This is a genomic window from Devosia limi DSM 17137, assembly GCF_900128975.1.
GTDB lineage: Bacteria > Pseudomonadota > Alphaproteobacteria > Rhizobiales > Devosiaceae > Devosia > Devosia limi.
Genome location: NZ_FQVC01000005.1, coordinates 67546 through 92097, shown reverse-complemented (window position 1 = coordinate 92097; position 24552 = coordinate 67546). Strand labels below are relative to the sequence as shown.

The 24552-nt window shown below is 64.4% G+C and carries 22 protein-coding genes and 1 tRNA gene; 10 read left to right on the top strand and 13 right to left on the bottom strand.

Features of this window, described 5'->3' with window-relative positions; translation table 11 throughout:
* Positions 1–12 precede the first annotated feature (12 nt).
* The 5 genes from hemC (at position 13) to BUA69_RS09545 (ending at position 4487) form a co-directional block, all read left to right on the top strand.
* Entirely contained in the window at positions 13–951 is a 939-nt protein-coding gene (gene hemC / locus BUA69_RS09565) for a hydroxymethylbilane synthase (RefSeq protein WP_046134487.1), read from the top strand.
* A complete protein-coding gene (locus BUA69_RS09560) occupies positions 936–1676 on the top strand; it encodes a uroporphyrinogen-III synthase (RefSeq protein ID WP_160300111.1) in 741 nt (246 codons plus the stop codon). Before hemC ends, BUA69_RS09560 begins: the two co-directional genes overlap by 16 nt.
* A gap of 24 nt (positions 1677–1700) precedes the next feature.
* A complete protein-coding gene (locus tag BUA69_RS09555) occupies positions 1701–2999 on the top strand; it encodes a COG4223 family protein (protein WP_046134489.1) in 1299 nt (432 codons plus the stop codon).
* Positions 2996–4378 (top strand): heme biosynthesis protein HemY, encoded by a 1383-nt coding sequence (locus tag BUA69_RS09550; RefSeq protein WP_052950430.1) that lies wholly within the window; start codon positions 2996–2998, stop codon positions 4376–4378. The genes BUA69_RS09555 and BUA69_RS09550 overlap by 4 nt, the downstream gene beginning before the upstream one ends.
* A 33-nt stretch (positions 4379–4411) precedes the next feature.
* Positions 4412–4487, top strand: a tRNA-Thr gene (locus BUA69_RS09545).
* 131 nt (positions 4488–4618) lie between these two features.
* Here the strand turns inward: BUA69_RS09545 and BUA69_RS09540 are convergent.
* From BUA69_RS09540 to BUA69_RS09530, 3 genes are all read right to left on the bottom strand, one after another.
* On the bottom strand, positions 4619–4888 hold the full coding sequence (locus BUA69_RS09540; RefSeq protein ID WP_046134490.1) for a hypothetical protein: 270 nt from the start codon (positions 4886–4888) through the stop codon (positions 4619–4621).
* 246 nt (positions 4889–5134) lie between these two features.
* On the bottom strand, positions 5135–5893 hold the full coding sequence (locus tag BUA69_RS09535) for an N-acyl amino acid synthase FeeM domain-containing protein (RefSeq protein ID WP_046134491.1): 759 nt from the start codon (positions 5891–5893) through the stop codon (positions 5135–5137).
* A gap of 133 nt (positions 5894–6026) precedes the next feature.
* The gene (locus tag BUA69_RS09530) at positions 6027–8333 is read right to left on the bottom strand and encodes a putative bifunctional diguanylate cyclase/phosphodiesterase (protein WP_143154480.1); all 2307 of its coding nucleotides are present in this window, start codon (positions 8331–8333) and stop codon (positions 6027–6029) included.
* 290 nt (positions 8334–8623) lie between these two features.
* Here BUA69_RS09530 and BUA69_RS09525 point away from each other — a divergent pair, with 290 nt between their 5' ends.
* On the top strand, positions 8624–8914 hold the full coding sequence (locus BUA69_RS09525) for a 4a-hydroxytetrahydrobiopterin dehydratase (RefSeq protein ID WP_046134493.1): 291 nt from the start codon (positions 8624–8626) through the stop codon (positions 8912–8914).
* Positions 8915–8916: 2 nt separating this feature from the next.
* On the opposite strand, the gene BUA69_RS09520 is transcribed toward BUA69_RS09525, so the two are convergent.
* Genes BUA69_RS09520 through BUA69_RS09510 form a run of 3 tightly spaced genes read right to left on the bottom strand, consistent with a single transcriptional unit; the run spans position 8917 to position 14679 of the window.
* Positions 8917–12312: an error-prone DNA polymerase gene (locus BUA69_RS09520; protein WP_201777438.1), complete on the bottom strand. Its 3396-nt coding sequence runs from the start codon at positions 12310–12312 to the stop codon at positions 8917–8919.
* Positions 12309–13985 carry a Y-family DNA polymerase gene (locus tag BUA69_RS21230; protein ID WP_201777439.1) on the bottom strand — a complete coding sequence of 559 codons (1677 nt, stop codon included), beginning with the start codon at positions 13983–13985 and terminating at the stop codon, positions 12309–12311. The genes BUA69_RS09520 and BUA69_RS21230 overlap by 4 nt, the downstream gene beginning before the upstream one ends.
* Entirely contained in the window at positions 13870–14679 is an 810-nt protein-coding gene (locus BUA69_RS09510; RefSeq protein WP_052950431.1) for a hypothetical protein, read from the bottom strand. The genes BUA69_RS21230 and BUA69_RS09510 overlap by 116 nt, the downstream gene beginning before the upstream one ends.
* Before the next feature lie 282 nt (positions 14680–14961).
* Here BUA69_RS09510 and BUA69_RS09505 point away from each other — a divergent pair, with 282 nt between their 5' ends.
* Positions 14962–15411: a tellurite resistance TerB family protein gene (locus BUA69_RS09505; RefSeq protein ID WP_046134495.1), complete on the top strand. Its 450-nt coding sequence runs from the start codon at positions 14962–14964 to the stop codon at positions 15409–15411.
* Positions 15412–15420: 9 nt separating this feature from the next.
* Here the strand turns inward: BUA69_RS09505 and BUA69_RS09500 are convergent, their stop codons facing one another.
* A complete protein-coding gene (locus tag BUA69_RS09500) occupies positions 15421–15984 on the bottom strand; it encodes a hypothetical protein (RefSeq protein WP_046134496.1) in 564 nt (187 codons plus the stop codon).
* Positions 15985–16089: 105 nt separating this feature from the next.
* Here BUA69_RS09500 and ppa point away from each other — a divergent pair, with 105 nt between their 5' ends.
* Genes ppa through BUA69_RS09485 form a run of 3 tightly spaced genes read left to right on the top strand, consistent with a single transcriptional unit; the run spans position 16090 to position 17509 of the window.
* Positions 16090–16623, top strand: coding sequence for an inorganic diphosphatase (ppa, locus tag BUA69_RS09495; protein ID WP_046134497.1), 534 nt, complete (start codon positions 16090–16092; stop codon positions 16621–16623).
* A 1-nt stretch (position 16624) separates the two neighbouring features.
* Positions 16625–17260, top strand: a complete 636-nt coding sequence (locus BUA69_RS09490) for a chloramphenicol phosphotransferase CPT family protein (RefSeq protein WP_046134498.1) — start codon at positions 16625–16627, stop codon at positions 17258–17260.
* 54 nt (positions 17261–17314) lie between these two features.
* Positions 17315–17509, top strand: coding sequence for a hypothetical protein (locus BUA69_RS09485; RefSeq protein WP_052950432.1), 195 nt, complete (start codon positions 17315–17317; stop codon positions 17507–17509).
* 20 nt (positions 17510–17529) lie between these two features.
* Here BUA69_RS09485 and infA read toward each other — a convergent pair whose 3' ends face one another.
* The 6 genes from infA to BUA69_RS09450 all read right to left on the bottom strand — a co-directional run bounded on the left by infA (position 17530) and on the right by BUA69_RS09450 (position 24397).
* Positions 17530–17748 carry a translation initiation factor IF-1 gene (gene infA / locus BUA69_RS09480; RefSeq protein ID WP_046134499.1) on the bottom strand — a complete coding sequence of 73 codons (219 nt, stop codon included), beginning with the start codon at positions 17746–17748 and terminating at the stop codon, positions 17530–17532.
* Between the two features lie 182 nt (positions 17749–17930).
* Positions 17931–19256, bottom strand: coding sequence for a hemolysin family protein (locus BUA69_RS09475; RefSeq protein ID WP_046134500.1), 1326 nt, complete (start codon positions 19254–19256; stop codon positions 17931–17933).
* A 1090-nt stretch (positions 19257–20346) separates the two neighbouring features.
* A complete protein-coding gene (locus tag BUA69_RS09465; protein WP_046134612.1) occupies positions 20347–20901 on the bottom strand; it encodes a dihydrofolate reductase family protein in 555 nt (184 codons plus the stop codon).
* Positions 20902–21310: 409 nt separating this feature from the next.
* Positions 21311–23452: a sodium-translocating pyrophosphatase gene (locus tag BUA69_RS09460; RefSeq protein WP_046134613.1), complete on the bottom strand. Its 2142-nt coding sequence runs from the start codon at positions 23450–23452 to the stop codon at positions 21311–21313.
* 336 nt (positions 23453–23788) lie between these two features.
* Positions 23789–24103 (bottom strand): DUF167 family protein, encoded by a 315-nt coding sequence (locus tag BUA69_RS09455; protein WP_046134614.1) that lies wholly within the window; start codon positions 24101–24103, stop codon positions 23789–23791.
* A gap of 3 nt (positions 24104–24106) precedes the next feature.
* Positions 24107–24397: a YggT family protein gene (locus tag BUA69_RS09450; protein WP_046134615.1), complete on the bottom strand. Its 291-nt coding sequence runs from the start codon at positions 24395–24397 to the stop codon at positions 24107–24109.
* Positions 24398–24552 lie beyond the last annotated feature (155 nt).

Genomic DNA, 24552 nt, shown 5'->3' with positions numbered 1-24552 from the left:
GACGACAAGACTATGCAATCGCCCACCCCCTTTGCCCGGATCGGAACGCGCGGCTCGCTACTGGCGCTGGCGCAGGCGCGGCTGGTGCAGACGCTGCTGTCGCAAGCCCATGGCGTGGCGCCCGATGACATTGCCATAGAGGTGATTTCCACCAGCGGCGACCAGACCGAGCGGGCGCTAGCCGATATTGGCGGCAAGGGGCTGTTCACCAAGGAAATCGATCAGGCGCTCCTCGATGGCGTCATCGATATCGGCGTGCATTCATCCAAGGACGTGGCAACCGGCCTGCCGGCCGGCATGGCGCTGCCGGTCTTTCTCGAACGCGAGGATGTGCGCGACGCTTTTCTGTCGCTGAGCGTGCGCGGCATCGATTATCTGCCCGATGGCGCCAAGTTCGGCACCTCCTCGATCCGCCGGGCGGCGCAGGTGCGGCGCCAGCGTCCAGATCTGCGCATCGTGCCGTTCCGCGGCAATGTGCAGACGCGGCTGCAAAAACTGGCTGACGGGGTTGCCGAGGCCACCATGCTGGCGGTTGCTGGACTTAATCGGCTGGGCGAGGGGCATCGGGCGACGGCCATGCTCGATCCCGAATTGTTCATGCCGGCGCCAGCCCAGGGCGCCATTGGCCTTGCCGTGCGCCAAGGCGATGACCGCTTTGCCAACCTTGTGGCGCCGCTCAATCACGCGCCGACCCACGCCGCCATTACTGCCGAGCGGGCGATGCTGGCCGTGCTCGACGGGTCGTGCCGCACGCCGGTCGGGGCTTTGTCGCAACTGGACGGCGACCGGCTGGTGCTCAAGGGCGAAATCCTCAGCCTTGATGGCCAGACCGCCTTTACCGATATGGTCAGCGGTGCGGTCGGCGAGGCCAGTGATATCGGCACGGCATTGGGCCGGAAGCTGCTGGACAAGGCTGGCACGCAATGGCTGGCCCAATGGGCGCAAGTCTGATGGTCATGCTGGTCACCCGACCGGAGCCGGATGCTGCGGCGACGCTATTGCGCCTCCAGGCGCTTGGCATCGCGGCGGTGGCCGCGCCACTGATGGTCCGGCAGACCCTGGCGACCGCCTTGCCCGCGGCGGGCGGTTTTGCCGCCATGGCGGTGACCAGTCCGAATGCCCTGAGAGCCCTGGCCGAGCGCGGCGCCCTGGCACAGTACCAGCACCTGCCGGTCTATGCTGTCGGACGCAAGACGGCGGACGATGCCCTGGCGCTGGGATTTGCCGAGGCGATCGATGCGGGCGGGACCTTTGGCGATGTCGTCAATGGGCTGGCGCATGCGGGTCTGGCGGGACCGGTTTTCTATCCGGCCGGCACGCATCTGTCGGGCGATCTCGCCCGCTCGGTGGCGCCATTCGGGGTCAGCGTCGAGACCGTTCGGGTCTATGACATGGTCGCGGCGCCGGGCGAGGCACTGCTGGAGGTGCTGGCCGAGGGGCTACCCGGCGCGGTGCTGCATTACTCGCGTCGGAGCGCCGAATTATTCGTCGCGGCGCTGGATGGGCAGCTGGATCGCGATGCGCGCAGCGCCATGGCCATGCTGTGCATCTCCGAGAAAGTGGCCGAGCCGCTCATCGCGGCACATTTCAATCGCATCGCTCTGGCAGATCATCCCAATGACGATGCGATGATGACGCTGGCCCTGGCTTTTGCCCGCGAGCAAAACGGGCCATGATGGCAGTGAACAAGGAGCGAGCTTATGGCTGACGAGAAAAGCGGTCCGGTCAAACCCCCGGTGCTCGACCTCAAGGCTCGCCCGGCGGCGGCCAAGCCCGCCAGCAAGCCGGACACGGCCAAACCTGATGCGGCCAAGCCTGATACGACAAAGTCCGAATCCCTGCAGTCCGAGGCGCCCAAGCGGGAGAAGCCAGCTGCGGCATCGGCGGCGGCAAAACCTGCCGAGCCAGCGAAACCGAACGAATCAGCGGCGGGGGCCAAGACGCCACCGGTCGCGGCCGAGCGGCCGTTTCCGGTGCTGGCCATGCTTGGCGGCGGCGTCATCGGCCTGGCGGCGGCCTATGGGCTGGCCTGGGCCGGGCTTTGGCCCTCTGCGCCCGCAGCGCCGCTGCCGGCCGATCCGCGCCTGGCGCGTTTTGAGGCGGCGATACCCGAACTGCAGACGGTGACCGAAACCACCCAGTCCGAAATGGCGGCGCTCAATCAGCGCATTGGCGCGCTCGAGACCGCAGGTTCCGCCGCGGACGCCATGGCGCCAGCACCCGCTGTCGATATCAGCGCGGTGGAAGCCGAAATTGCGGCTTTGGCGGCGCGACTTGATGGGTTGAGCAGCGCCGCTCCGGTCCAGAGCGGTGTCGAAGAGCTTGCCGCCCTGCGCACGGAAATGTCGGGGCTTTCCAGCCGGATTGAAGAATTGGGCGCGCGGCTCGGAACGACCGAAGCGAGTGTGCGGACCCTTGACACCAGCGTCGCCGATACCAAGGCTGCCCTGGCCGAACAGCCCGCCGATATCGGCGCGGTCCTGCAATTGCCGCTGGTGCTGTCCGGCTTCGAGGCGGCCTTTGCCAGTGGCCGGCCCTATGAGGCTGAACTGGCGGCATTGCGCAGTGCGGTACCCGATGCCGTGGTGCCGACTATCATTGCCAATGGCGCAGCCACTGGCCTGCCCCGGGCCGACGCGATAGCCGCGCGCTTTGCGCAGGTGGTCCCCGCCATGCTGGCCATGCGTCCGGCCAATCCCGATAGCGACTGGCAGGGCACGGTGACGGACTGGTTCCGCTCGATGATTGCGCTGCGCCCGACCGGGGCGGTCGAAGGCGACGACCCCGAAGCGGTGGTGGCGCGGCTCGAAGCAGCCATTGGCCGCCGTGATTTTGCCACCGCCGAAACGCTGCTGGGCAGCCTGCCGGCCCCGATGGCCAGCGCCGCCGCTGATGTTCCCGCCATGATCGCGGCGCAGGCCGAGGCCGGCCGGTTCCTCGATAGCCTGCGTGCCTCGGCCCTTGCCGGTTCAAGCGGCAGTGTTGGAGCCACTCCATGATCCGCCTCGCCTCCTGGATCGTCGCCAGCCTGGTCATTGCCCTTGTCGCGGCCTGGCTCATCGCATTGCCGGGGACGCTGACGCTGGAGGTGGGCGGTTATCGCATGCAGCCGCGGCTGGGCGCAGCCATCTTCATGCTGCTGCTGATCGCCGTGGTGATCATCTTCATCTGGGCGATCATTCGCCGCATTATCGCAACGCCGCGCGTCCTGGCGCGGCGCAGTCGGGAACGACGCAAGGAATTGGGCGTCGAAGCGCTTTCGGATGGCTTTGTGGCGCTGCAATCGGGCGATCCGGCCCGCGCCCGCATGCTGGCGCGCGAAGCGCAGTCGCGCCTGCCCGCCAATCAGGCGGCCCGCCTGCTTGAAGCCCGCGCCGATCTGGCCCTGGGCGACATGCCGGCGGCCCGCGAGCATTATCGCGCGCTGATCGGCGACGAAAAGACCGCCCTGGCTGCCCTGACCGGGCTGTACGAGCAGGCGCGCGCCCAGAACCGGCCCGATGCCGCACTCACCTTTGCCCGCAAGGCATTGACTCTGGCGCCACAGGCCGGCTGGGCCGCCAATGCGGTGTTCGAGGACTATATCCGCCGCGGCCAATGGGCCGAGGCCGTGGCGATGGTCAATATCGAAACCACCGGCACGCGTGAAGCGCGGGCGCGCAAGCGCCGGCGCCAGGCCGTGATCGAAACCGCACGCGCCCGCGAAGCCGAGACCAGCGATCCGATGCGGGCGCTGGACCACGCGCTGACGGCGCTGAAGCTCCTGCCCGATTTCGTGCCGGCGGCGTTGATCGCGGCGCGCATCCACATCAATCATGGCGAAACCCGCAAGGCGATGAGCCTGTTGCGCCGCATCTGGCGCGCCACCGGCCATCCCGACGCCGCGGCGCTCTATGCCCATGCCCAGCCCGGCGCGTCGGCGGTCGAGCGGCTCAAGCGCATGCGCGAACTGATCGATGTGCCAGCGCCGCATCGGGCTGCCGCCATGGCTTTGGCCCGCGCCGCCATCGATGCCTATGACTGGCCCCTGGCGCGCACCACGCTGCAGCCCTATCTCAACGAGCCAACCCAGGGCATTGCCAGCCTGATGGCCGAGATCGAAGAGGGGCAATCGGGCGATCAGGGCAAGGCCCGCGAATGGCTGGCCCGCGCCGTGCGCGCACCGCGCGATCCGGCCTGGACCGCCGATGGCCTGACCAGCGACGAGTGGGAGCCGACCTCGCCGGTAACGGGACGTCTCGATGCGTTCGAATGGAAGGTTCCGGTCACTGCAACGGGGCGTCCACCTGAAGCGGTGCCGCCCTTGCCCGGACCTTTGCAGCCGGCGCAGGGCCTGCCTGATGTGTTGCCTCTTGCACCGGCTGGAAAGCCCCAGTAAAAGACCGCCCATCGATCCGGTGCAACCGGGTTGGCCGCATTAGCTCAGTTGGTAGAGCACATCATTCGTAATGATGGGGTCAGGTGTTCGAGTCACCTATGCGGCACCATTTCAATCCATTGAAATTGCTGGTATTTTTGCGCATTGGGTCGGCGGCGTCATGTGACGCGCATAAAAAAGGGGCGCAGCGCGCCCCTCGATTTATGTGTCGGCCAGGTGCGCCTGGATCGCGCTCTCGGCTTAGTTGTGCCGCATATCGCGGCCGGCATCGGCCTTGCGGGCGAGCGGGAAATCCCGCCGCCAGTAAAGGTCCTTGATGTCGCTGCCAGTATAGGTGCGATCGTCGACCTCAAGCCGCGCGCCCCGCAAACTGACGGGGGCAGCGTCTTCCATCGCAAAGCGAATGGCCTGGGCGGCAGTGCGGACAGCGCGCGGGCCCTGGGCCGTTGCGGTCTTCCAGTCCCGGCCAAGATAGAGGCGGGCATGGGCGTGAAAAGGATAGTTCGTCATTCGTTTAGTCCTGTAACCGGCTTAATCGGCCGGATTTGTTTTGGTTGAAGTCTGCGCTGAAGCCGAAGGCATAGCGCCAAGCTCCGGCAGCGTGAGCGGCCGGGTGGGTAGACGTTTGCAATGCAATGGGGAGCCGAATTGTCGGCGAACTTGCAGCGACAGCCAAGCGTGGCTGGAAACGTATGATCGCTATATGGAGGGCAAACTGGCCTAAATCAAGGCCAGCCGTGAAAATCTTGGCGCGCCTCAGGCGCTGGCGGTCTCGATCAGGCGCAGGCGATGGGCCATGCGGGCGGTCGGAGCAATGGCGCCAACCGCCCGATGATCGGGACCAAACAGGTTTTCCCGCTCCTCGGCCGTCGACATGAAGAACGGATAGCGGTCGGCGACGCGGTCGCGGATTATCGGCACTTCGGCCGCATACAGGCACATCGGAAAGGTCAGTTCGGCGAAATAGCGCTCGTCGCCCAATTGCTTGGAGCCGAAAATGCGCTTGTAGAAGGCGGCATGTTCGGGGCGGACCGAGGAAATGCAATAGCGCGCCTCGAAATGCTCGCAGGCCATGGCGATGATGCGCAGCGTCAGGTAGGGCAGCGCCGGAAAGGCCAGCGAGGCCTCATGATCGGCGGTGAAACGGCTGGGGTCGATATAGCTGTCGCCATGCTCAAGGATCGGACCCAGCACTTCGGGCCACACCGAGCGGCCGGGCGAGGTGGGATCGTCCGGGGTGACATGATGGAAACGGATCGAACTAACCAGCGTGCCGTCGATATAGACGCCAAAGCTGTAGCAATTGGCGGCGTTGTCGTAATCGTCCCGGGTCACGCGCTGCGAGTTGATCGGTACGAATTCCTCGCGCCGATAGGCCTCATAGCGAAGGCGGTAAACCGGATCGAACTGCTCTTCGAGGGAAACCCGGCGATACTGAACGCGATCGAGCAGGTCGATCAGGGTGACAGCGAAGCGCGAGGCGGCGCTGGCCTGATCTTGGGAGGTCGCACTCATTACTAAATCCCCAATTGACGCGGCCAGGTTAACGGTTTGTTAGCCATAACAAAATTGGGAAAAATAGCGAGCCTGGCGGACGGGGCCAGGCCAAATGGCGTTTAGAATATGGAAAACAGCGTGTTAACGCGGATTAACCATGTCTGCGGGTAATCGCCTCAGGCGGTGGGGGCGCGTTGAAATGAGCAATCAACTCGACAATATCGTGCGCCGGCAGCGGCCGGCTGAACAGGAAACCCTGCACTTGCTGGATCCTGGTGTGCGCCACGAGGATGTTGAGCTGTTCCTGGGTTTCGACGCCTTCGGCCACCACGGTCAGATTGAGGTCGCGGCCGAGGCGCGCCACATTGGTCAGCAGGCGCAGCGCACGCGGATTGGTGCCGATATCGACGACGAAGCTACGATCGATCTTGAGCTTGGTAAAGGGCAAGGCGTTCAGGTAGCTAAGCGAGGAATAGCCGGTGCCGAAATCGTCGAGGGCGATGGAAATGCCCTGGGCGGCGAGGTTGCGCAGAACGCCCAGCGCCACGTCGTGCTCTTCGATCACGGCGGTTTCGGTGACTTCGATTTCGAGGCGGTGGGCCGGCAGACCCGAGCGCAGCAGCGCCTGCTCGACAAGCCAGCCCATATTGGCGCCGCGGAAATCGCGGGCCGAAATGTTGATGGCGACGCCGACATCACCCGGCCAGAGGCTGCATTGCGCAGTGGCCGATTCCAGCACCCAGGCGGTCAGATCGGAAATCAGGCCGATTTCTTCGGCCAGCGGAATGAAGGTCGAGGGCGGGATGCTGCCGAGATCGGGGTGATCCCAGCGGGCCAGGGCCTCGCAGGTCACGACCCGGCGGGTCTCCAGGTCGATCAATGGCTGGAAGGCCAGCGTAAGCGAGCCGGTGCGCACCGCTTCGCGCAGATCGGTCTTGAGCCGCTGGCGGTAGTGGTAATCGATATCCATCTGCGTGTGGAAGATCTGGCTACGGCCCTTGCCGTCACCCTTGGCTGTGTAAAGCGCCAGATCGGCCTTGGTCATCAAAGCATCGATATCATCGTCGCCCGACTGGCTGGTGACGATGCCGACGCTGACATCGCTCGATAGGGTGAGCCCATCCAGGTGGAAGGGGGCGCGGAACGCCGCCAGGATGCGGTCGGCCTCGCGCTGCGCGGCACCGGCGCTGTCAATCTGGCGGCGATAGACTACGAATTCGTCGCCGCCCAGGCGGGCCAGCACTGCATCGGGGGGCACGGCCTTGCGCAGGCGCAACGCCACTTCGGTGAGCAATTGGTCGCCCACGATATGGCCGAGCGTATCGTTGACATGCTTGAAGTCATCGATATCGATGATCATCAGGCAGATGGTGCGGGTCGGCCCCGACACGGCCCGACGGGCCTTCAGATCCTCGACCACCAGATCGCTGAAATAGGCGCGGTTGGGCAATTCGGTCAGCGCGTCGTGACGCGCCATGAAGGTGATCCGCTCCTCAGCGGCGATGCGTTCGCTGATGTCTTCAAACAGCATGACGCTGCGCTCGCGGCGCGAACTGACGGTCACTTCGTAATAGCGCCCCAGCGGCAGGCAGAGCAGCACCTTGCCCGAGGCGCGCTTGTCGGCCATGTCGATGAGCCGATCGACGGCGCTGTAGGGCAGGCGACCATCGGCGCCGAGCTCCGCCAGGATCCCGGCAAAAGGGCGGCCCAGCAGGTCGGTGATCTCCAGCAGGGCGAATATGCGCACGGCGCGTTCATTGACCACGGTCACCGCGCCGTTTTCGTCCAGCATGCACAGGCCGTGCTGCATGGTGCTCATGGCCATGTCGAGTTCGCCGGCAAGCCGGGAGGCTTCGACTCTGCCATGCACGGCGCTCAGCAGGATCGAGCGGATATCGGCAGCCAGCTTGCGGAAGCTGACCAGCATGACGATCAGCAGGCCGGCGAGAACGGGGTGATAGAGATCGCCGCCCAGCATCAGGCCGATCGAAAGCGGAAAGACCAGGAGCAGGGTCTGGATCGTGACCAGCCGGTCGAGCCCAAAGTTGCGGGCGCAGACGCCGACCATGGCGGCAATGGACAGCGAGGTGGCGACCAGTTCGGCATAGGGGTCATCGACCAGTACCATCGCCACCAGGCACCAGACGCCATAGACGGTCGCCACCAGGCCCCCGCCAATGACGGCGCGGAACTCCCAATGTTCGGCGGCCTCAGCGTCATCGCTCTCGATGGCCGCCTTCCAGAAGGCGCGCATGTTGAGATAGCGGATCAGGCCAACGCCGAGAAATGCCAGGGCGACAAGATAAAGGGCGAGCGATTGGGCCTTGTATGCCGACAGGCCAGCGGCAAGCGCGCTGGCGAAGGCGCCAGCCAGCAGCGCCCGTCTATCGCCATAGACAGACCGGACGATCGACACATAATCCAGTGTCGGCATCGATTTGCGAGCCGAAGCAAGCACGCGGGGCACCCCAAGTTACGAGCTGATCAGGCCCGCAGCACGTTAAGATCATCTTGCTAGACGACAGCTTGGACGCAAAGAGGTGATGAATCCGTTCACGACGGTGAATGGCACTTTAATGAAGTGCATCGTTTTCGCCCGGCATTTTTCGCACTTGTTGGAAATCCGCGCCCGGGTATGGCGCGCCGGGGGGCAAGGGCGCCGATGTGCTGATCTGCCTGCAGATCGCCATGGAACAGTCGTTTTGCCTCGCTAGTGCTGGGTTTTGACCAAGATGATTGGAAAGCAGGATGGCGGACAAGCTCAGCAGCACGCAAAGGGAACGGGCGCTTGGGGGGCTCAATGGCTGGGTCTATGACGAAGCCGGCGATGCCATCAGCCATGTGTTCAAATTCAAGGACTTTTCCGAAGCTTTTGCGTTCATGACCCGCGTGGCGCTGGCTGCCGAGAGCGCCGGGCACCATCCGGAATGGTCCAATAGCTATAATCGGGTGACAATTGTGCTGACCACCCATGATGCGGGCGGCCTCACCACCAAGGACATGGCCTTGGCCAAGGTGATCGACACCATCCTGGTCTAGCCTCAATGAAAATTACGTCCCCCCGGCAGCGCCGCGTAAGCCTGGCGGCGGGCGGCCTCGATCTGCAGCAGCGCCGGCCGGTCGCGCCCTGGGGGCGAGCCGGTCCTGCCTTCGTCGCCGCGGGCGAGAATGGCATCGCCCATGTCCTGTCCAGCCGCCAGATCGAGCAGATGCCGGGTCATGTCGGTCAGTTCCCTGGCGATGATGTGAATGACCAGGCCCTCGCGCTGCAACTGGCCGCGTACCGCCAGCAGGCGTGACCCCAGCACGATGCGGCGATTGGCTTCAAACACCTTTGGCCAGATGACGATATTGGCGATGCCGGTCTCGTCCTCCAGGGTCGCAAAGATCACCCCGCTGGCCGTGCCGGGCCGCTGGCGCACCAGCACCAGCCCGGCCACTTCGATAAAGCGCCCCGGCTCGGCATTGATCAACTCGGCGGCCCGCACGATCCGCCGCTGCTCCAGCAAGGGGCGCAGGAACTGGACTGGGTGGCCCTTGAGCGAATAGGACAGGTGCCGATAGTCATGGATCACCGATTCACCTGGCGGCATGGGGGGGAGTTCGGCATCGGCCTCCGGTGTACCCCGCGGGCCATCGGCGCTGGCAAACAGGGGCAGGGTCTGCGCCCCTTCCGTGCCCATGAGACCCTTGATCGCCCAGAGCGCATCGCGGCGGCTGAGGCCGAGCGAGGCAAAGGCATCGGCATTGGCCAGTCGTTCGAGGATGGCGGGGCCCAGGCCGGTGCGCAGCCAGAGGTCGCGCACCGAATCATAGCCAGCGCCGCGCCGGGCAATGATGATATTGGCATCGCCCTCCCTGAGGCCTTCGGCAAAGGACAGGCCCAGCCGGATCGCCTTGGTGGAGCGGATATCATCGATCATATCGGCATGCTGGGGCCACAGGCACTGGTTGGCCGGGCGGCTGCCTTCCTCGAGGACGCTTTCGAGATCGGACAGGTTGACGTCGACAGGGCGGATTTCGACGCCATGCTCCTGGGCGTCGCGGATGATCTGGGAGGGGGCATAAAAGCCCATCGGCTGGCTATTGAGCAGGGCGGTGGCGAACACATCGGGGTAATGGCATTTGAGCCAGCACGAGGCGTAGACAAGGAGGGCAAACGAAGCGGCATGGCTTTCGGGAAAGCCATATTCGGCAAAGCCCTGGATCTGGGCAAAACTGGCCTTGGCGAATTCGAGCGGATAGCCGTTGGCGAGCATGCCGGAGATGAACTCATCGCCGAACTGGGCAATCTTGCCGGTGCGCCGCCACGCCGCCATGGCGCGGCGTAACTGGTCGGCCTTGCCGGCCGAAAAGCCGGCGCCGACAATGGCGATCTGCATGGCCTGTTCCTGAAACAGGGGAATGCCCAGGGTTCGCTCCAGTACCGCCTGAAGTTCCGGCGAGGGGTAGTTGACCTCCTGATTGCCCAGGCGGCGCTGCAGATAGGGATGCACCATGCCACCCTGGATCGGACCGGGCCGGACGATGGCGACCTCGATGACCAGATCATAGAACTTGGTGGGCTTGAGACGCGGCAGCATCGACATCTGCGCGCGGCTTTCGATCTGGAACACGCCGATCGTATCGGCGCGGTGGGTCATGGCATAGACGCGGGCCTTCTTGGACTGATCGGGGTCCTTCTCTTCGGCCAGCAGATCGACAAGTTTCAGGTCCAGGCCATAATGGACATGCATCATCTCGAAGGCGCGGCGCAGGCAGGACAGCATGCCGAGCGCCAGGATATCGACCTTGAGGATGCCCAGGGTGTCGATATCGTCCTTGTTCCATTCGACGATGGTGCGGCTGTCCATGGCGGTCTGGCCGATGGGAACGAGTTGGTTGAGCGGGTCGCGGGTGATGACGAAGCCGCCGACATGCTGGGACAAGTGCCGGGGAAAACCGCGTAGCGCCCGTGCGACCTCCATGGCCATGGCAAGGGTGGGATCGGCGGGATCAAGCCCGGCATCGCGCATGGACTGGGTCTGGACGTCGCTGGACCAGCCCCAGTGCAACTGGTTGAGTGCGGCAATGGTGTCATCGGAAATCCCGAATACCTTGCAGGTCTCGCGGATGGCGCTTTTAGTGCGGTAGGAGATGACGTTGGCGGTCAGCCCGGTGTGGTTGCCGCCATATTTGCCATAGATATATTGCATCACCTCTTCGCGCCGCTCGTGCTCGAAATCGACGTCGATATCGGGCGGCTCGTCGCGTTCGGTGGAGATGAAGCGGCCAAAGACCAGATTGGCTGTGGCCGGATCGACCTCGGTAATTTCCAGGCAAAAACACACCGCCGAATTGGCGGCGGAGCCACGCCCCTGGCACAGGATCTGCCGCTCATGGCGGGCATATTGAACAATGTCATGCACGGTCAGGAAATAGGCGGCATAGCCCTTGTAACCGATGAGGCAGAGTTCCTTCCACAGGCTGGCCTTGATCGCGTCGGGGACGCCGGCGGGATAGCGCTTCTGCGCACCGATCCAGGTCAGGCGCTCCAGCGTCTGCTGGGCGGTTTCGCCATTCCCCACGGTTTCCTCGGGATAATTGTAGCGCAGCTGCTCCAGCGAGAATGCGATGCGCGACAGGAGGGTCTGGGTCTGGGCGATGGCATCGGGATAGGCGGCGAACAGGCGCGCCATTTCCATGGGCGGCTTGAGATGGCGCTCGGCATGGGCTTCAAGCCGCCGGCCGGCTTCGGCAATGGTCAGGTGTTCGCGGATGCAGGTCACCACATCCTGCAGGATGCGCCGGCCCGGTTCGTGATAGAGCACGTCATTGACCGCGATCAGGGGAATGCGGAACTGCTCCGCCAGCGCTGCCAAGCGCGCCAGGCGGGCCCGGTCATGACCTTGAAAGCGACAGGCAGCCGCCAGCCAGACACGATCGGGCGCCAGTTGCACCAGCCTTTGCAGGGTGAGGCGGGATTGATGCGGCGCGGCTTCGTCGAAGTGGACGATGAACAGCTGGCCTTCAGTCGCAGCGCGGAGGTCATCGAAAGTGAGGTGGCAATAGCCTTTGGCCCCGGCCATGTTGCCGGCGCTCAACAATTGGCAGAGCCGGCCATAGGCCTGCCGGTCGCTCGGATAGGCGGTGATGTCGGGCGTGCCATCGGCAAAGCAGAGCCGTGTGCCCACGACATAGCGGAAGTTGGAATCGGCGGGCTTGAGATCGCGGAGCGCCGCAAAGCCGCGCACCACGCCGGCAAAGGTATTGCGGTCGCACAGACCCAGGCCATTGAGGCCGAGCGCCAGCGCAGCCGCCACCAGCTCTTCGGGATGCGATCCGGCGCGCAGGAACGAGAAATTGGAAGTCGTCACCAGTTCGGCATAGGCGGGCGCGGTGGGCAGCCCCGCCGCCGGTCTGGCGGGGCGTTCGGGCAGCGCGACGACGCGGCTCACGGGAAAAACCCCTGCATGTACCAATCCAGTTGGCTCGCATAGCCGAACAGGCCCTGGCGAAACAGCCAGAAGCGGCGGCCACTGCTGTCCTCGGCAATATAATAGTCCCGGCTGTACTGGCCTTCCCGATAGGCCGGCGATTGCTCGGACAGCGCCTCTTGTGCCGCGGTGACGTCGTCTCCTTTCTGATGGTTGTCGCTGCCCAGCAATTGCAATTGCCTGCCGGCACGCCACCATTCGGTGGCCAGCCGTTCGGGGCCGGAGGCCTTGACGAATTTGTAGCTGACGCGGCGCCAGACCATGGAATTGGGCGGGCCATCGGGCACCTGGGCGAAAACGGTGATCGGTTCGGGCGCCGGCAGCAGGCGCAGCGGCCGGAGGCGGGTCGGGTCGGGCGCAGCGTGCGGATCGTCGGCGGTGCGGGCAATGACCGGCTCGAGTTTGACGGCGCGCTCGGGGATATGGGTGTTGACGAATTTGCTGCGCACCACGGCCAGTGGCCCCAGCCGGCTGCTGACCCGGTCATAGAGCCGGTCGAGATCTTCGGCGCCGTCCTGGGCGACAAAGGCGCCCAGTTGCAGCGCATCCAGTTGCGTGACCGAACTGGCCGCCAGCCGGATCATGTCGATGCCGAAACCGGCATCATAATCGCCCTGCAGCCGTTCGGAGCGATTGGCGAACAGGCGCGCGATATGGGCGGGGTCGCGCGTGGGACGGCCAGAATTGACCGACATGGTCATGACCTGGTGGTCCACCCGATAAAGGAAGAGATGGAAGGCCTGGGCGCCCAGCCCTTCGCCTTCGAGCCGCAGACCCAGCTGGATGGCGAGGTCATGGGCGCACATCAACACGTCATCCATCAGCCCGATCGGTTCGACAAAGCGCCGTTCGGCATGGCGTTCGGCCAAAGGCAGGCGTGGCGTCAGCCGTTCCTCGGCCCGCCCATAGGCCTGGTCGAGGCGTTGGAGCAGGCTGACGCCAAAGCGCGCCTGCAGGGCCTTGCGGTCGCGGCCCGGCAATTGGCCGATCTGCTTGAGCCCCATCTGGGTCAGCCCGGCGGCCTGTTGCGGATTGAGGCGCAGTGCGGCGACAGAGAGCGGGTCCAGTACGGCGGCGGTCTGATCGGGTGGCACCACCTGGCTGCGGGCAAAGTGGCTGACCGCCCAGGCGGCGCCGATAGTGGAGGCGATGGCGCCAGCTACGGTATAGCCCAGCGCGCGCAGGCGGGTCAGCAGGGTGCGCAGCATCGGCGCTTCGCCACCGAACAGATGCGCTACGCCGGTGATATCGAGCACAAGATCGCCAAAGGCGGTCATATCATCCATGACCGCGACCAGGGGACTGGCATTGGAGTGCCAGTCGGCAAAATCGGCGAATATGGCGGCAAGCCAGGGACGGTCGATCTCGCGGACGGTAAGACCTGGCACCATGGCGCGGGCATCGGCCAGGTTCTGTCCGACACTGAGCTTGAGGCTTGCCGCCTGGCCGTCGATGGCCGCCAGGCGCAGGCCGCCCTTGATATGTTCGTAAAGCACGATGGGGCCGGTCAGCTCCGGCTCACGCCGTCTGAGGATGTCGGTCGGCCAGGTCGGCAGGAACAGGGCGAGATAGCGCCGGCTGGGCAAGAGGCTGGGCTGGGCTGGCGCTGCCAGTATCGATGATCTCAAAGCCATTTTCAGTCCACTCCAGCAGCCACTCCTGATTATGCGTATTGGTGATCGCGCCCTTTTCCAGCCGGGCCTGCCAGCGGGTTTCGCCGGAAGCGCGGGCATCGAAGGACAGAGGCCCGCTGAGCGCGGGGGCAATATGCCAGCGCAATTGGGCGGCGCTGGCCTCTCGCCAGGCGCCATAGCGCAGGAAAAACGCCGATGCGCCGCTGCTGGCCGCGCGCAGGCTGAGCCGGCGGCTGGCGGTGAAATTGAGCGCCTTGGGCTGACCGGCGACATCGGCCAGCACGGCGGCAACGGCGCGGCAGGCAATGGCCTCCTCCGCCGCCCAGAGCAGTTCGACGATATTGGCCGGGCGGATGAGCACCAGGGCTGCCGGGTCAAAGCCCAGACTGACCAGACCCGGCCCATAGGGCAGTCCCATTTCCTGGGCCTCGGCCTGTAATTGCAGGTAAACCACGGCTGGGCGTTCAGCGCTCAACAGGCCGCGCGCCTGCGCCAGGGCAAAGCCCAGCGTGGCCCCGGCATGGCGGCGTTCATCGGTAAAAACCTCCTGAACCAGTCCGGGGGTGGGCAGGATGAAGCCGTCGGCCCCGCTTTGTGGCGTTGCGGCCGCCTCGGCCAGCGCCGGCCGTCGTTCGATGTCGGCGATAGTGGCGCGCAACGCTGCCAGCCGGTCCATGCGTGCAAGGCTCGTCATTGCCGAACCTCCTGTTCGATTGGCTGCCAGCCTCGGAGAAATGAGGCATCCATGCAGCACTAAATTAGAACAAATAGGGAACAATAATGACTGCGAAGAGTCAAGCTGAGTCTTTTCCGCAGGCTTCGGTGTGGCGGGGGTGCATCACGACGGGTCAAGAGCGCGTGAGTGGGTCTGGCAGGCATTGAGCCGGGTGGGTGGCCTGACTATCCTGCGTCTGCCTGCCTCCCGGCGCGCGCCCACATCATCGACGTTCGCCGCTCTCGAAAGGAGGCCCTTGCCATGTTCGAGGCCCTGACCCGCCTGTTCCAAAAACCTGAAGCGGCCCTGAGCATTCACGATCCCAAATTGGCGGTCGCGGCTTTGCTGGTGCATCTGGCGGCGGTCGACGGGCAGATGAAGGACGAGGAGCGCAAGGCCATCAAGGTGGCGCTGCAGAGCCATTATGAAATGGACGAAGCATCGGTCGAGCGGCTGGTGCGCGAAGCGGCGCTGCGCGATGCCGAGGCGGTGGACTTCTACAAGTTCACCTCGGCGCTGTCTTCGCTGGACAGTGCCGATCGTCTCGAGATCGTGCGGATGATGTGGCAGGTGGTGTTCGCCGACAAGAACAACCACGAGCTGGAAGACAATATGGTGTGGCGGATTGCCGAGCTGATCGGGGTCTCGGCCCGCGATCGCACCATGCTGCGCCGCCAGATCAGCAAATCGGGCCCGCAAGCCGCCGGCTAAGCCAGGCGCTTAGGGCGCCCAGGCGGCAAACCTGCCGAGGATCTCCACCTCATCATCGACGCAATCAAAGCTGCCGGCCCTGTCGGCGGCCTGCCGGGCCAGCTCATTGGCGTTGGCATTGGCCAGCGCATCGATATAGGCGATGTGGCAGGTCTGGCCATCGACCAGCTGGGTTACCACCAGCACTTCGTTGGTCTCTTCGCTCGTTTCAGGGTTCTGCGTGAAATAGCGCACGATGGTGGCGATGGGCATCCAGCGGCCCGAGGCATTGGACAGGCGCCATTCCATCTTGGGGCCGAGATGGTTGAACGGCGGCAGGGTCTGGCCGCGCAGCGGTTCCCTGGCCTGGTTGAAGCCATAGGAGAGGATGAAGCGGAGATCGCTTTCCGCCACCTTGAGCGGATAGCCCTTATAGCCGGGGCAGGCCCAGCTGGCGCCAAAATCATCGGCCTGCAGCAGCAGGCACTTGTCCAGATTGATGTCGGTATAGGCGCTGTCAAAGGCTGCCTGGGCTGGTGCAGCGAGCCCCAGAAGGGCGGCGGCAGCCAGCAGGACCGGCAGGGATTTCGGCATGGCGCTTCTCCGGCATCTCGTGGCTCGGGCGGCAATATGGCTTGCTTTTGCGGCCTGTTCTAGGCAGAACGCGGGAGATCCTCCCATCCTCCCCGGAAGAGCCAAATGAACATCGACGCCATCCCGACCGGCAGTAATCCGCCCGAAGACCTCAATGTGATCATCGAAGTGCCCTTGGGCGGCGAGCCGATCAAGTACGAGATCGACAAGGCCAGTGGCGCCCTGTTCGTCGACCGGTTCCTCTATACGCCGATGCGTTATCCGGGCAATTACGGCTTCGTGCCGCACACCCTGTGCGGCGATGGCGATCCGCTCGACGTCATCGTGATGAATACCCGCCCGCTGGTGCCCGGCGCCGTGGTGCGCTCGCGCCCGGTCGGCGTGCTGTTCATGGAAGACGATGGCGGCCAGGATGAAAAGATCATTGCCGTGCCGGTGTCCAAGCTGACGCGCATGTATGACCACATCCTCGATATCGGCGACATGCCGGAAATCCAGCTGGAGCGGGTCAAGCACTTCTTCACCCATTACAAGGATCTGGAACCCGGCAAGTGGGCCAAGATCAATGGTATCGGCAATCTGGCCGACGCCAGGAAGGTGATCCTCGACTCCATCGAAATGGCCAAGAACGCCAAGTGAGATGACCGCCAGGCCCGGACGGATTGTTATCCTGAACGGGGTGCCGCGCTCGGGAAAATCCTCGATCGTGGCGGCGTTGCAGCAGACCGGCCCCTGGATCAATCTGGGGGTCGATGTCTATGCCAAGGCAATGCCGCGCCAGTTGCTGCCCGGCATTGGCCTGCGGCCCGGCGGCGAGCGGCCCGACCTGGAGCCGATGCTGCCGGTCCTGTTTGCCGGCCTTTATGACAGCATTGCCGCCCATGCCCGGTTGGGGCTCGATGTGGTGGCCGATCTCGGCCATCACGATTCTTACTCCACGCCGCTCGGCATCTTGCCGGATTGCGCCCGTCGCCTCGCGGGTTTGCCGGTGCTGTTTGTCGGCATCCACTGCCCGATCGAGGTGATCATGGCGCGGCGCAATGCCGATCCGCAGGGCATTTACGCCAGCAGCAGCGATGGGAGCGTGCCCGAACCGGTGCGGCGCTGGCAGGATGGGGTGCATCGCCCCGGGATCTATGACCTTGACGTCGATACGGCGCAGCTCTCGTCCGAGCAATGTGCGGCGGCGATCCTGGCGCTACTGGATTGCGGCGTAGCCGGATTCACGGCGTTCGAGCAGCTGGCGCGGCTTCAGGGATCGAACCCACAATCGTGATTTGCCCGGCGCCGAGGCCGGGCGCATCGTTCGCGCAGAATGGCGAGGATGGTGATGACCCTGATCAAGAATATTGCCGGACTGGCCTGCATCCTCGTGGGTGGGCTGTGGGTCTTGCAGGGCGCCAATATTGTGGGCGGCAGTCCCATGTCCGGTCACAGCCAATGGCTGGTGATTGGCGTGGTGGTGACGCTGGTCGGCTTTGGCGTCTTGTACTGGGCCAATCTCAAGTCCGGCAGGCCGGGCTGAGCTGGGCGTCAGCCCTGACGTTAGCGGAAGCGGTAGGTCAGCCGGCCCTTGGTCAGGTCATAGGGCGTCATTTCGCACAGCACCTTGTCGCCAGCCAGCACGCGAATGCGGTTCTTGCGCAGCTTGCCGGCGGTGTGAGCGATGATCACATGCTCGTTCTCAAGCTTGACCCGGAAGGTCGCGTTGGGAAGCAGTTCGGTCACGATGCCCGGAAATTCGAGCACGTCTTCTTTGGCCATGAAGGCTCCTGGGCAGCCCCGCAGAGGGGCCGAAACTGTCGGCTGGTCTCATCCGGGTATGTTGAGATCAGTGCCGGTGGGGCGCCGGGAAAACCCGGGCGCTCAACATCGGCAAGATGATCGAATGGCGCGCAACCTATAGCAGCGCGGCCGCTTTGTGAACTGCCTGCGTTTTTCGGCGTCTACTTGGCCGGGGCCTTGAGTTTTTGATCGGCTGCGGCGGCGCCCTTCTTGGTCACCAGCAGCTGATTGAGGCGCATGCGGTCGGCGTCGACGACTTCAAAGATATAGCCACCCTCCTCGACCTTGTCGCCCTTGCGGGCGGCGCGGCGCAGGCGATGCACGATGAAGCCGCCAATGGTTTCATAGGCGCCTTCGGCCGGCAGGGTCCGCATCGCCAGCGCGCGCACCACATCGACCAGCGGCGTCATCCCATCGATCAGCCAGGTCTGGTCGTCCCGGCGCAGGATCGGTTGTTCCTCGAAGGGATTGGCCAGGCCCTGCATCAGCGCGCCCATCAGGTCCTTGAAGGTGACGACGCCGACCACCAGCGCATATTCGCTGACCACCAGGGCAAAGCCGGTGCCCTGGGCCTGAAATTCGGCCAGCACTTCCCAGATATTGAGCGTATCGGGCACCGAAAGCACATCGCGGCGCGCCTTGGCGAAATCGATGTGATCGACGCCATCGATGGCGGTGGCCAAAACATCCTCGGCGCGCACGCAGCCAATGACCGCATCGATGCCGCCATCGCAGATGGGGTAATGCGAAAACGGGCGGCGCTGCACCTTTTCGCGCTGCACTTCGGGCGGCTCGCGAATATCGAGATAGACGATGTCGTCGCGAATGGTCATCACCGAGGTGACGCTGCGGCGCTCCAGCGCCAGAACATTTTCGATCAGGCGATGCTCGTTCTTCATCAGCGCGCCCGATTCGGCGCCGCCGGCGAGAATCATGCGGAAATCCTCGGAGGTGACCTGATCGCGCTCGATCGAGGGTTGCAGGTGCAAGAGGCTGATGAACCAGTCCGAAATGGTGGCGAAGAACCAGACCAGCGGGCCCAGCACGCGCACGGCGTAAAACGGGAACCAGCCAACCGCCAGCGCCACTTCTTCGGGCACCAGCATGGCGATCTTCTTGGGAATCAGGTCGGCAAACAGCACAAAACTGCCGGTCAGCAGGACGAAGGCGGTAATCGAGCCGGCCAGCGGGGCGGCCTCGCCGACGCCGATCAGCGTGAACAATTGGGCAAATACCTGGCCAAACAGGCTCTCGCCGACAATACCGGCCAGGATCGACACGGCATTCATGCAGATCTGCAGCGCGGTGATGACGCGACTGGCATCGCCGCGCAGGGCGACGAAGCGCTGGGCGCGGCGGTTGCCACCTTCGGCCAGCGCCCTGATGCGCACTTCGCGCGCCGCGGCAAAGGCGATTTCGGACAGCGAAATGACCACGCTGATCGCGATCAGCGCCAGGATCACCAGAATGCCGACAAACAGGTCCATCATCGTCTCCATGCCAAGTGGAGCTATCGTATACGAGGCAAGGGGGAGCGGGGATAGCGCGGGCGGGAAAAGTCGTTGCCAAGGTGTGGACGTGCACAAGCGCGAGCGCAGGCGCCGCCGGACGCGGTTTCGGAAGTGCTGGGCATTTCAGCCGAAGCGCACAGCGCTTCAGCGGGAAATGCGGGGCACTTCGTAGCCGAAGTGCGGGGATGGCGAGGCTTTTGCCCCGAGCGGGTAGTCCGCAATGAAATGAGGCAGAGCCTCGCCATCGCGCCGGTATTTTATGCGGGACCGAACCAGGGGCGGCGGTTTTTCAGCCGATACTGACGGTGTCGCCCACCGGGAGCGGGCGACCCCACTCCCACCGGCATTCCCCGCACCGACCGTTCGTCGCGACCGCGCAGTAGAAGTGCGGGAATGGGGGTGAGTATGCGGGAGGTGTGGTGGGAGGGGGATAAGTTTTGAGTTTGGTACTTGGCCATCAGTCCTCACCGGGCTGCATGGATGGGGAGATGGAACTGCAGCACCCCCACCCTGACCCTCCCCTCAAGGGGGAGGGGACGCAGACTGCGGGGGGCGGTTTTGGGGGACACCGGCGCGGTGCCGCCACACACACCGCGTCACCCCGGCGAAAGCCGGGGTCAGTTTCCCTGCTTTCGCCGGGATGACGGCGTTGAGGGCCTGGTTTGGTGACCCCACCCTCACAAGGGGAGAGGCCGGCCGACAGATTGATGACGAATTTGCAGTCGGCTCCCTCCCCCTTGAGGGGAGGGATCAAGGGTGGGGGTTCTGCGCCCTCCACACGCTCCCGCCTCGCGGCAACCGCAGCACCCCCACCCTAGCCAGCCATTCGAGCATAGCTCTCATGGCCTTCCGCACTCAAATCGCTCCACTGGAGCGATTTGTCCCTCCGGGCCGCTTGGAAGCCCCTCAAGGGGGAGGGGACGATGACTGAGGGTGTTGGGCAGGACGATGGTGTCGCCACAAACTCGGCGTCGCCCCGGCGCAAGCCGGGGGCCAGTTTGGGGATGTGGAAGGAAACTGGATCCCGGCTGGCGCCGGGATGACGGTGTTGCGGCGGGATAGGTGCCTAGGCCGCCCGCAGGCCGTAGGTCAGCACCATGTTGCCCTTGGAGGTATGCTGGGAGGCTTTCAGGTCGAGACGGGTGGTGGGGCCATCGGGCAGGAAGAGCGGGCGGCGGTTGGCGCCGGAGATGACGGGGTGGATGATCAGCATTAGCTCGTCCAGAAGGCCGGCATAGAGCAGCTGGCGGACCAGTGACATGCCGCCCATGACGGCGATAGTGCCGCCGTCCTGGGCCTTGAGATCGCGGACGAAGGTTTCGAGATCACCCTTGATCAGGCTGGAATTGCTCCAGGCCAGCGGCCCGGTCAGGGTGCGCGAGGCGACGAATTTGGGCACGGCATTGATGAAATCGGCAAAGTCGCCGTCCTGGGCGGCGGTCGGCCAATATCCGGCCCAATCCTGGTAGCCGACGCGGCCCATCAGGACCGTGTCGGTAATCTGCTGCACCTTGGTCAGCTCGGCGCCGAGATCGTCGTCAAAGCTGTCGAACTGGAATTGGTCGGGCGCCTCGGCAACGCCATCGATGGAATAGAACAGGCCGGCAATCAGCTTGCGCATCGGGAGTCTCCCTCGGGTTTTGTCATTGTCACACAGGCGACGAGCCGGGTGGGGAGAGTTCGACAGAAGGGATGAGATTTTTTGTCGCCGAGACGGGAGAGAAAGGCAGGAGCCTTAGATCAGTAGCCCGTCTCGTTTCACACCGGGTCATTCCGGCGCAGGCCGGAATCCATTCTGAAGGCTATCCCGGGCGCTGGATGATGCGGCGGGCCACGGACATGGATCCCGGCCTGCGCCGGGATGACATCGTGGGTGGGCGAGCGCGCCGTTCGATGCGCTGCACGCGATCCATTTGGCGCGCGAGAAGCTGGCGACCGGGCATGATCGGGAGTTTTAGGGGGATCCCTGAAGAGCGAAGGCCCGGGAAACCCCCGGGCCTTCTTCAGGTTCGGTCGAGGCGGATGCCTCGTTAGCCCAGATGGGCCAGGACGGCGAGGAGCAGGAGCGCCACGATATTGGTGATCTTGATCATCGGGTTGACGGCCGGGCCGGCCGTGTCCTTGTAGGGGTCGCCGACGGTGTCGCCGGTAACGGAGGCCTTGTGGGCATCGCCGCCCTTGTGGTGGGTGACGCCGTGGCTGTCGGTGAAACCGTCCTCAAAGCTCTTCTTGGCATTGTCCCAGGCGCCGCCGCCGGCGGTCATGGAGATGGCGACGAAGAGGCCGGTGACGATGACACCCATCAGCATGGCGCCGAGGGCCGAGAAGCCGGCGGCCGGGCCGGCGATCCAGTTGATCAGGAAGAAGACGACGATGGGGCTGAGCACCGGCAGCAGCGAGGGGACGATCATCTCGCGAATGGCGGCCTTGGTCAGCATGTCGACGGCCCGGCCATAGTCGGGCTTTTCGGTGCCGGCCATGATGCCGGGGCGTTCCTTGAACTGGCGGCGCACTTCCACCACCACCGACTGGGCGGCGCGGCCGACGGCGGTCATGCTCATGCCGCCGAACAGGAAGGGCAAGAGGCCACCGAACAACAGGCCCACCACGACATAGGGATCGGCCAGCGAGAAGGTCAGCGTGCCCATGCCCTGGAAGATGGCTGGCGCATCGGGCAGGCCCGAGAAGTAGATCAGGTCCTGGGTATAGGCGGCGAACAGCACCAGGGCGCCGAGGCCGGCCGAACCGATGGCATAGCCCTTGGTGACGGCCTTGGTGGTATTGCCGACGGCGTCGAGCGCGTCGGTATTGTGGCGCACTTCCTTGTCGAGACCGGCCATTTCGGCAATGCCGCCGGCATTGTCGGTGACGGGGCCGAAGGCATCGAGCGCCACGACGATGCCGGCCAGAGCCAGCATGGTGGCGACGGCGAAGGCAATGCCGAACAGGCCGGCGAGATTATAGGTGACGATGATGCCGCCGATGATGACCAGCGCCGGCAGGGCGGTGGATTCGAGCGAGACGGCCAGGCCCTGGATGACGTTGGTGCCATGGCCGGTTACCGAGGCTTCGGCGATGGAATTGACCGGGCGGCGACCGGTGCCGGTGTAATATTCGGTGATGACGATGATGAGGCCGGTGATGACCAGGCCCGCGACGCCGCACCAGAACAGGCTCCAGGGGGTGAAGGTCCGGTCATTGGCCTCGATGACGAGATTGAGGTCGCCGAAGACGAACCACAGCACCGGCAGCAGGGCGATCAGCGACAGCACGCCGGTGGCGATGATGCCCTTGTAGAGGGCGCCCATGATGTTGTTGGAGGCGCCCAGCTTGACGAAATAGGTGCCGATGATCGAGGTGACGACACAAGCGCCGCCAATGGCCAGGGGCAGGACCATGCCCATCAGCCGGAGCTGTTCGGGCAGGATGATGGCGGCCAGCACCATGGTGGCAACGATGGTCACCACATAGGTTTCGAACAGATCGGCGGCCATGCCGGCGCAATCGCCAACATTATCACCGACATTGTCGGCAATGGTGGCGGGGTTGCGCGGATCGTCTTCGGGAATGCCGGCTTCGACCTTGCCGACCATGTCGCCGCCGACGTCGGCACCCTTGGTGAAGATGCCGCCGCCGAGACGGGCGAAGATCGAGATCAGCGAGGCGCCGAAGCTGAGGGCGACCAGCGCATCGATGACGGTGCGGCTGGTGGGGGCATAGCCCATGCCGGTGAGCACCATGAAGTAGAGGGTGACGCCGAGAAGGCCGAGCCCGGCCACCAGCATGCCGGTGACGGCGCCGGATTTGAAGGCAAGGTCGAGCCCCTTGGCGAGCGAGGTGGTGGCGGCCTGGGCGACACGCACATTGGCGCGGACCGAGACGTTCATGCCGATGAAACCGGCAGCGCCCGAGAGCACGGCGCCGATCAGGAAGCCGATGGCGGCATAGATCCCCAAGAGGAACCAGGCGGCGATCAGGATGACCACGCCGACAATGGCGATGGTGGTGTATTGGCGTTTGAGATAGGCCGATGCGCCCTCGCGGACGGCGGCTGAAATCTCCTGCATGCGGGCTGACCCCGCATCGGCGGCCATGAGGCTTTGCGTGGTCACCACGCCATAAACGATAGACAGACCGCCACAGACGACGATCAGCCAGAGTGCCAAAGTCATTCTTATAGTCCCTCTCGGTGTTCCTCCAGGGACTCAATCGCAGACCTGGCCGGTCCTCCAACCGGCAAGAGCCTACCCTCCAAGAGCCCCTTCCGTGGTCGAGATTAGCGGGATTGGTTGGTTAAGCAATGGATATTGCGATGAATTGTCGCAGGTTGGGGTGAAGGCGAGCAGGGGCCAGCGGCGCCTGGGCGCCCTCCCGCTTGAGGGGAGGGCTGGCGTGGGGGGCCTGGTTTTGCGCAGAAGCCCCACGACCCCCTCCCTCATTCCCTCCCCTCAAGGGGGAGGGAGGCGCAGGCGGGTGGTTTGGGTGGGGCGTTCTGCAGCGCGGGAGGATCAGCTCAGGGCGGCGATGGCGATGGCGAGGGCTGGTCCATCGCCCGACAGGGCGAGGGTTTTCTGGCGGGCGGTGTCGCCGGCGGTGAGGGTGATGGCGGATTTGGGGATGCCGAGGGCCTTGGCGAGCAGGGCGATGACGGCGGCGTTGGCGCGGCCCTTGTCAGGGACGGCCTTGACGCGGAGCCGGAGGACGGCGCTGCCGTCATCACGAAGTTCGACACCCTCGATGGCGTCGCGGCCGGCATTGGGGGTGACGCGAACAAAAAGGCTCAGCCCGGTGGGGCTGAGCCGATAGCAGGACGGCTGATCCACAGATCAGAACACGTTGGGATAGATGTAATAGATGATGATGCGTTCGATGAAGAACAGGATCAGGAACAGGATGATCGGGGAAATATCGAGCCCCGAAAAGTTCGGCATGACGCGGCGGATCGGGCGCAGCACCGGCTCGGTGAGCTGGTTGAGGATGCGCCAGACGCTGGCGACGAACTGATTGCGCGTATTGATCACGTTGAACGAGATCAGCCAGCTCATGATGATCATGGCCAGGACGACCCACCAGTAAAGCTGGAGGATGAGAAGGATGATGTCGAGCACGGCGCGCATGGGCGTCTCCGATGAAAGGTCCCGATTATCTAATGGGTTGGACGGCACAGGACAAGGGCACGACGCGCGCCGCCAAACCAAGAGCCCCGCACCGGGTCAAACGGTGCAGGGCTCAAATGACTGACATCCGGTACGCAAAACAACAACCCGGATAT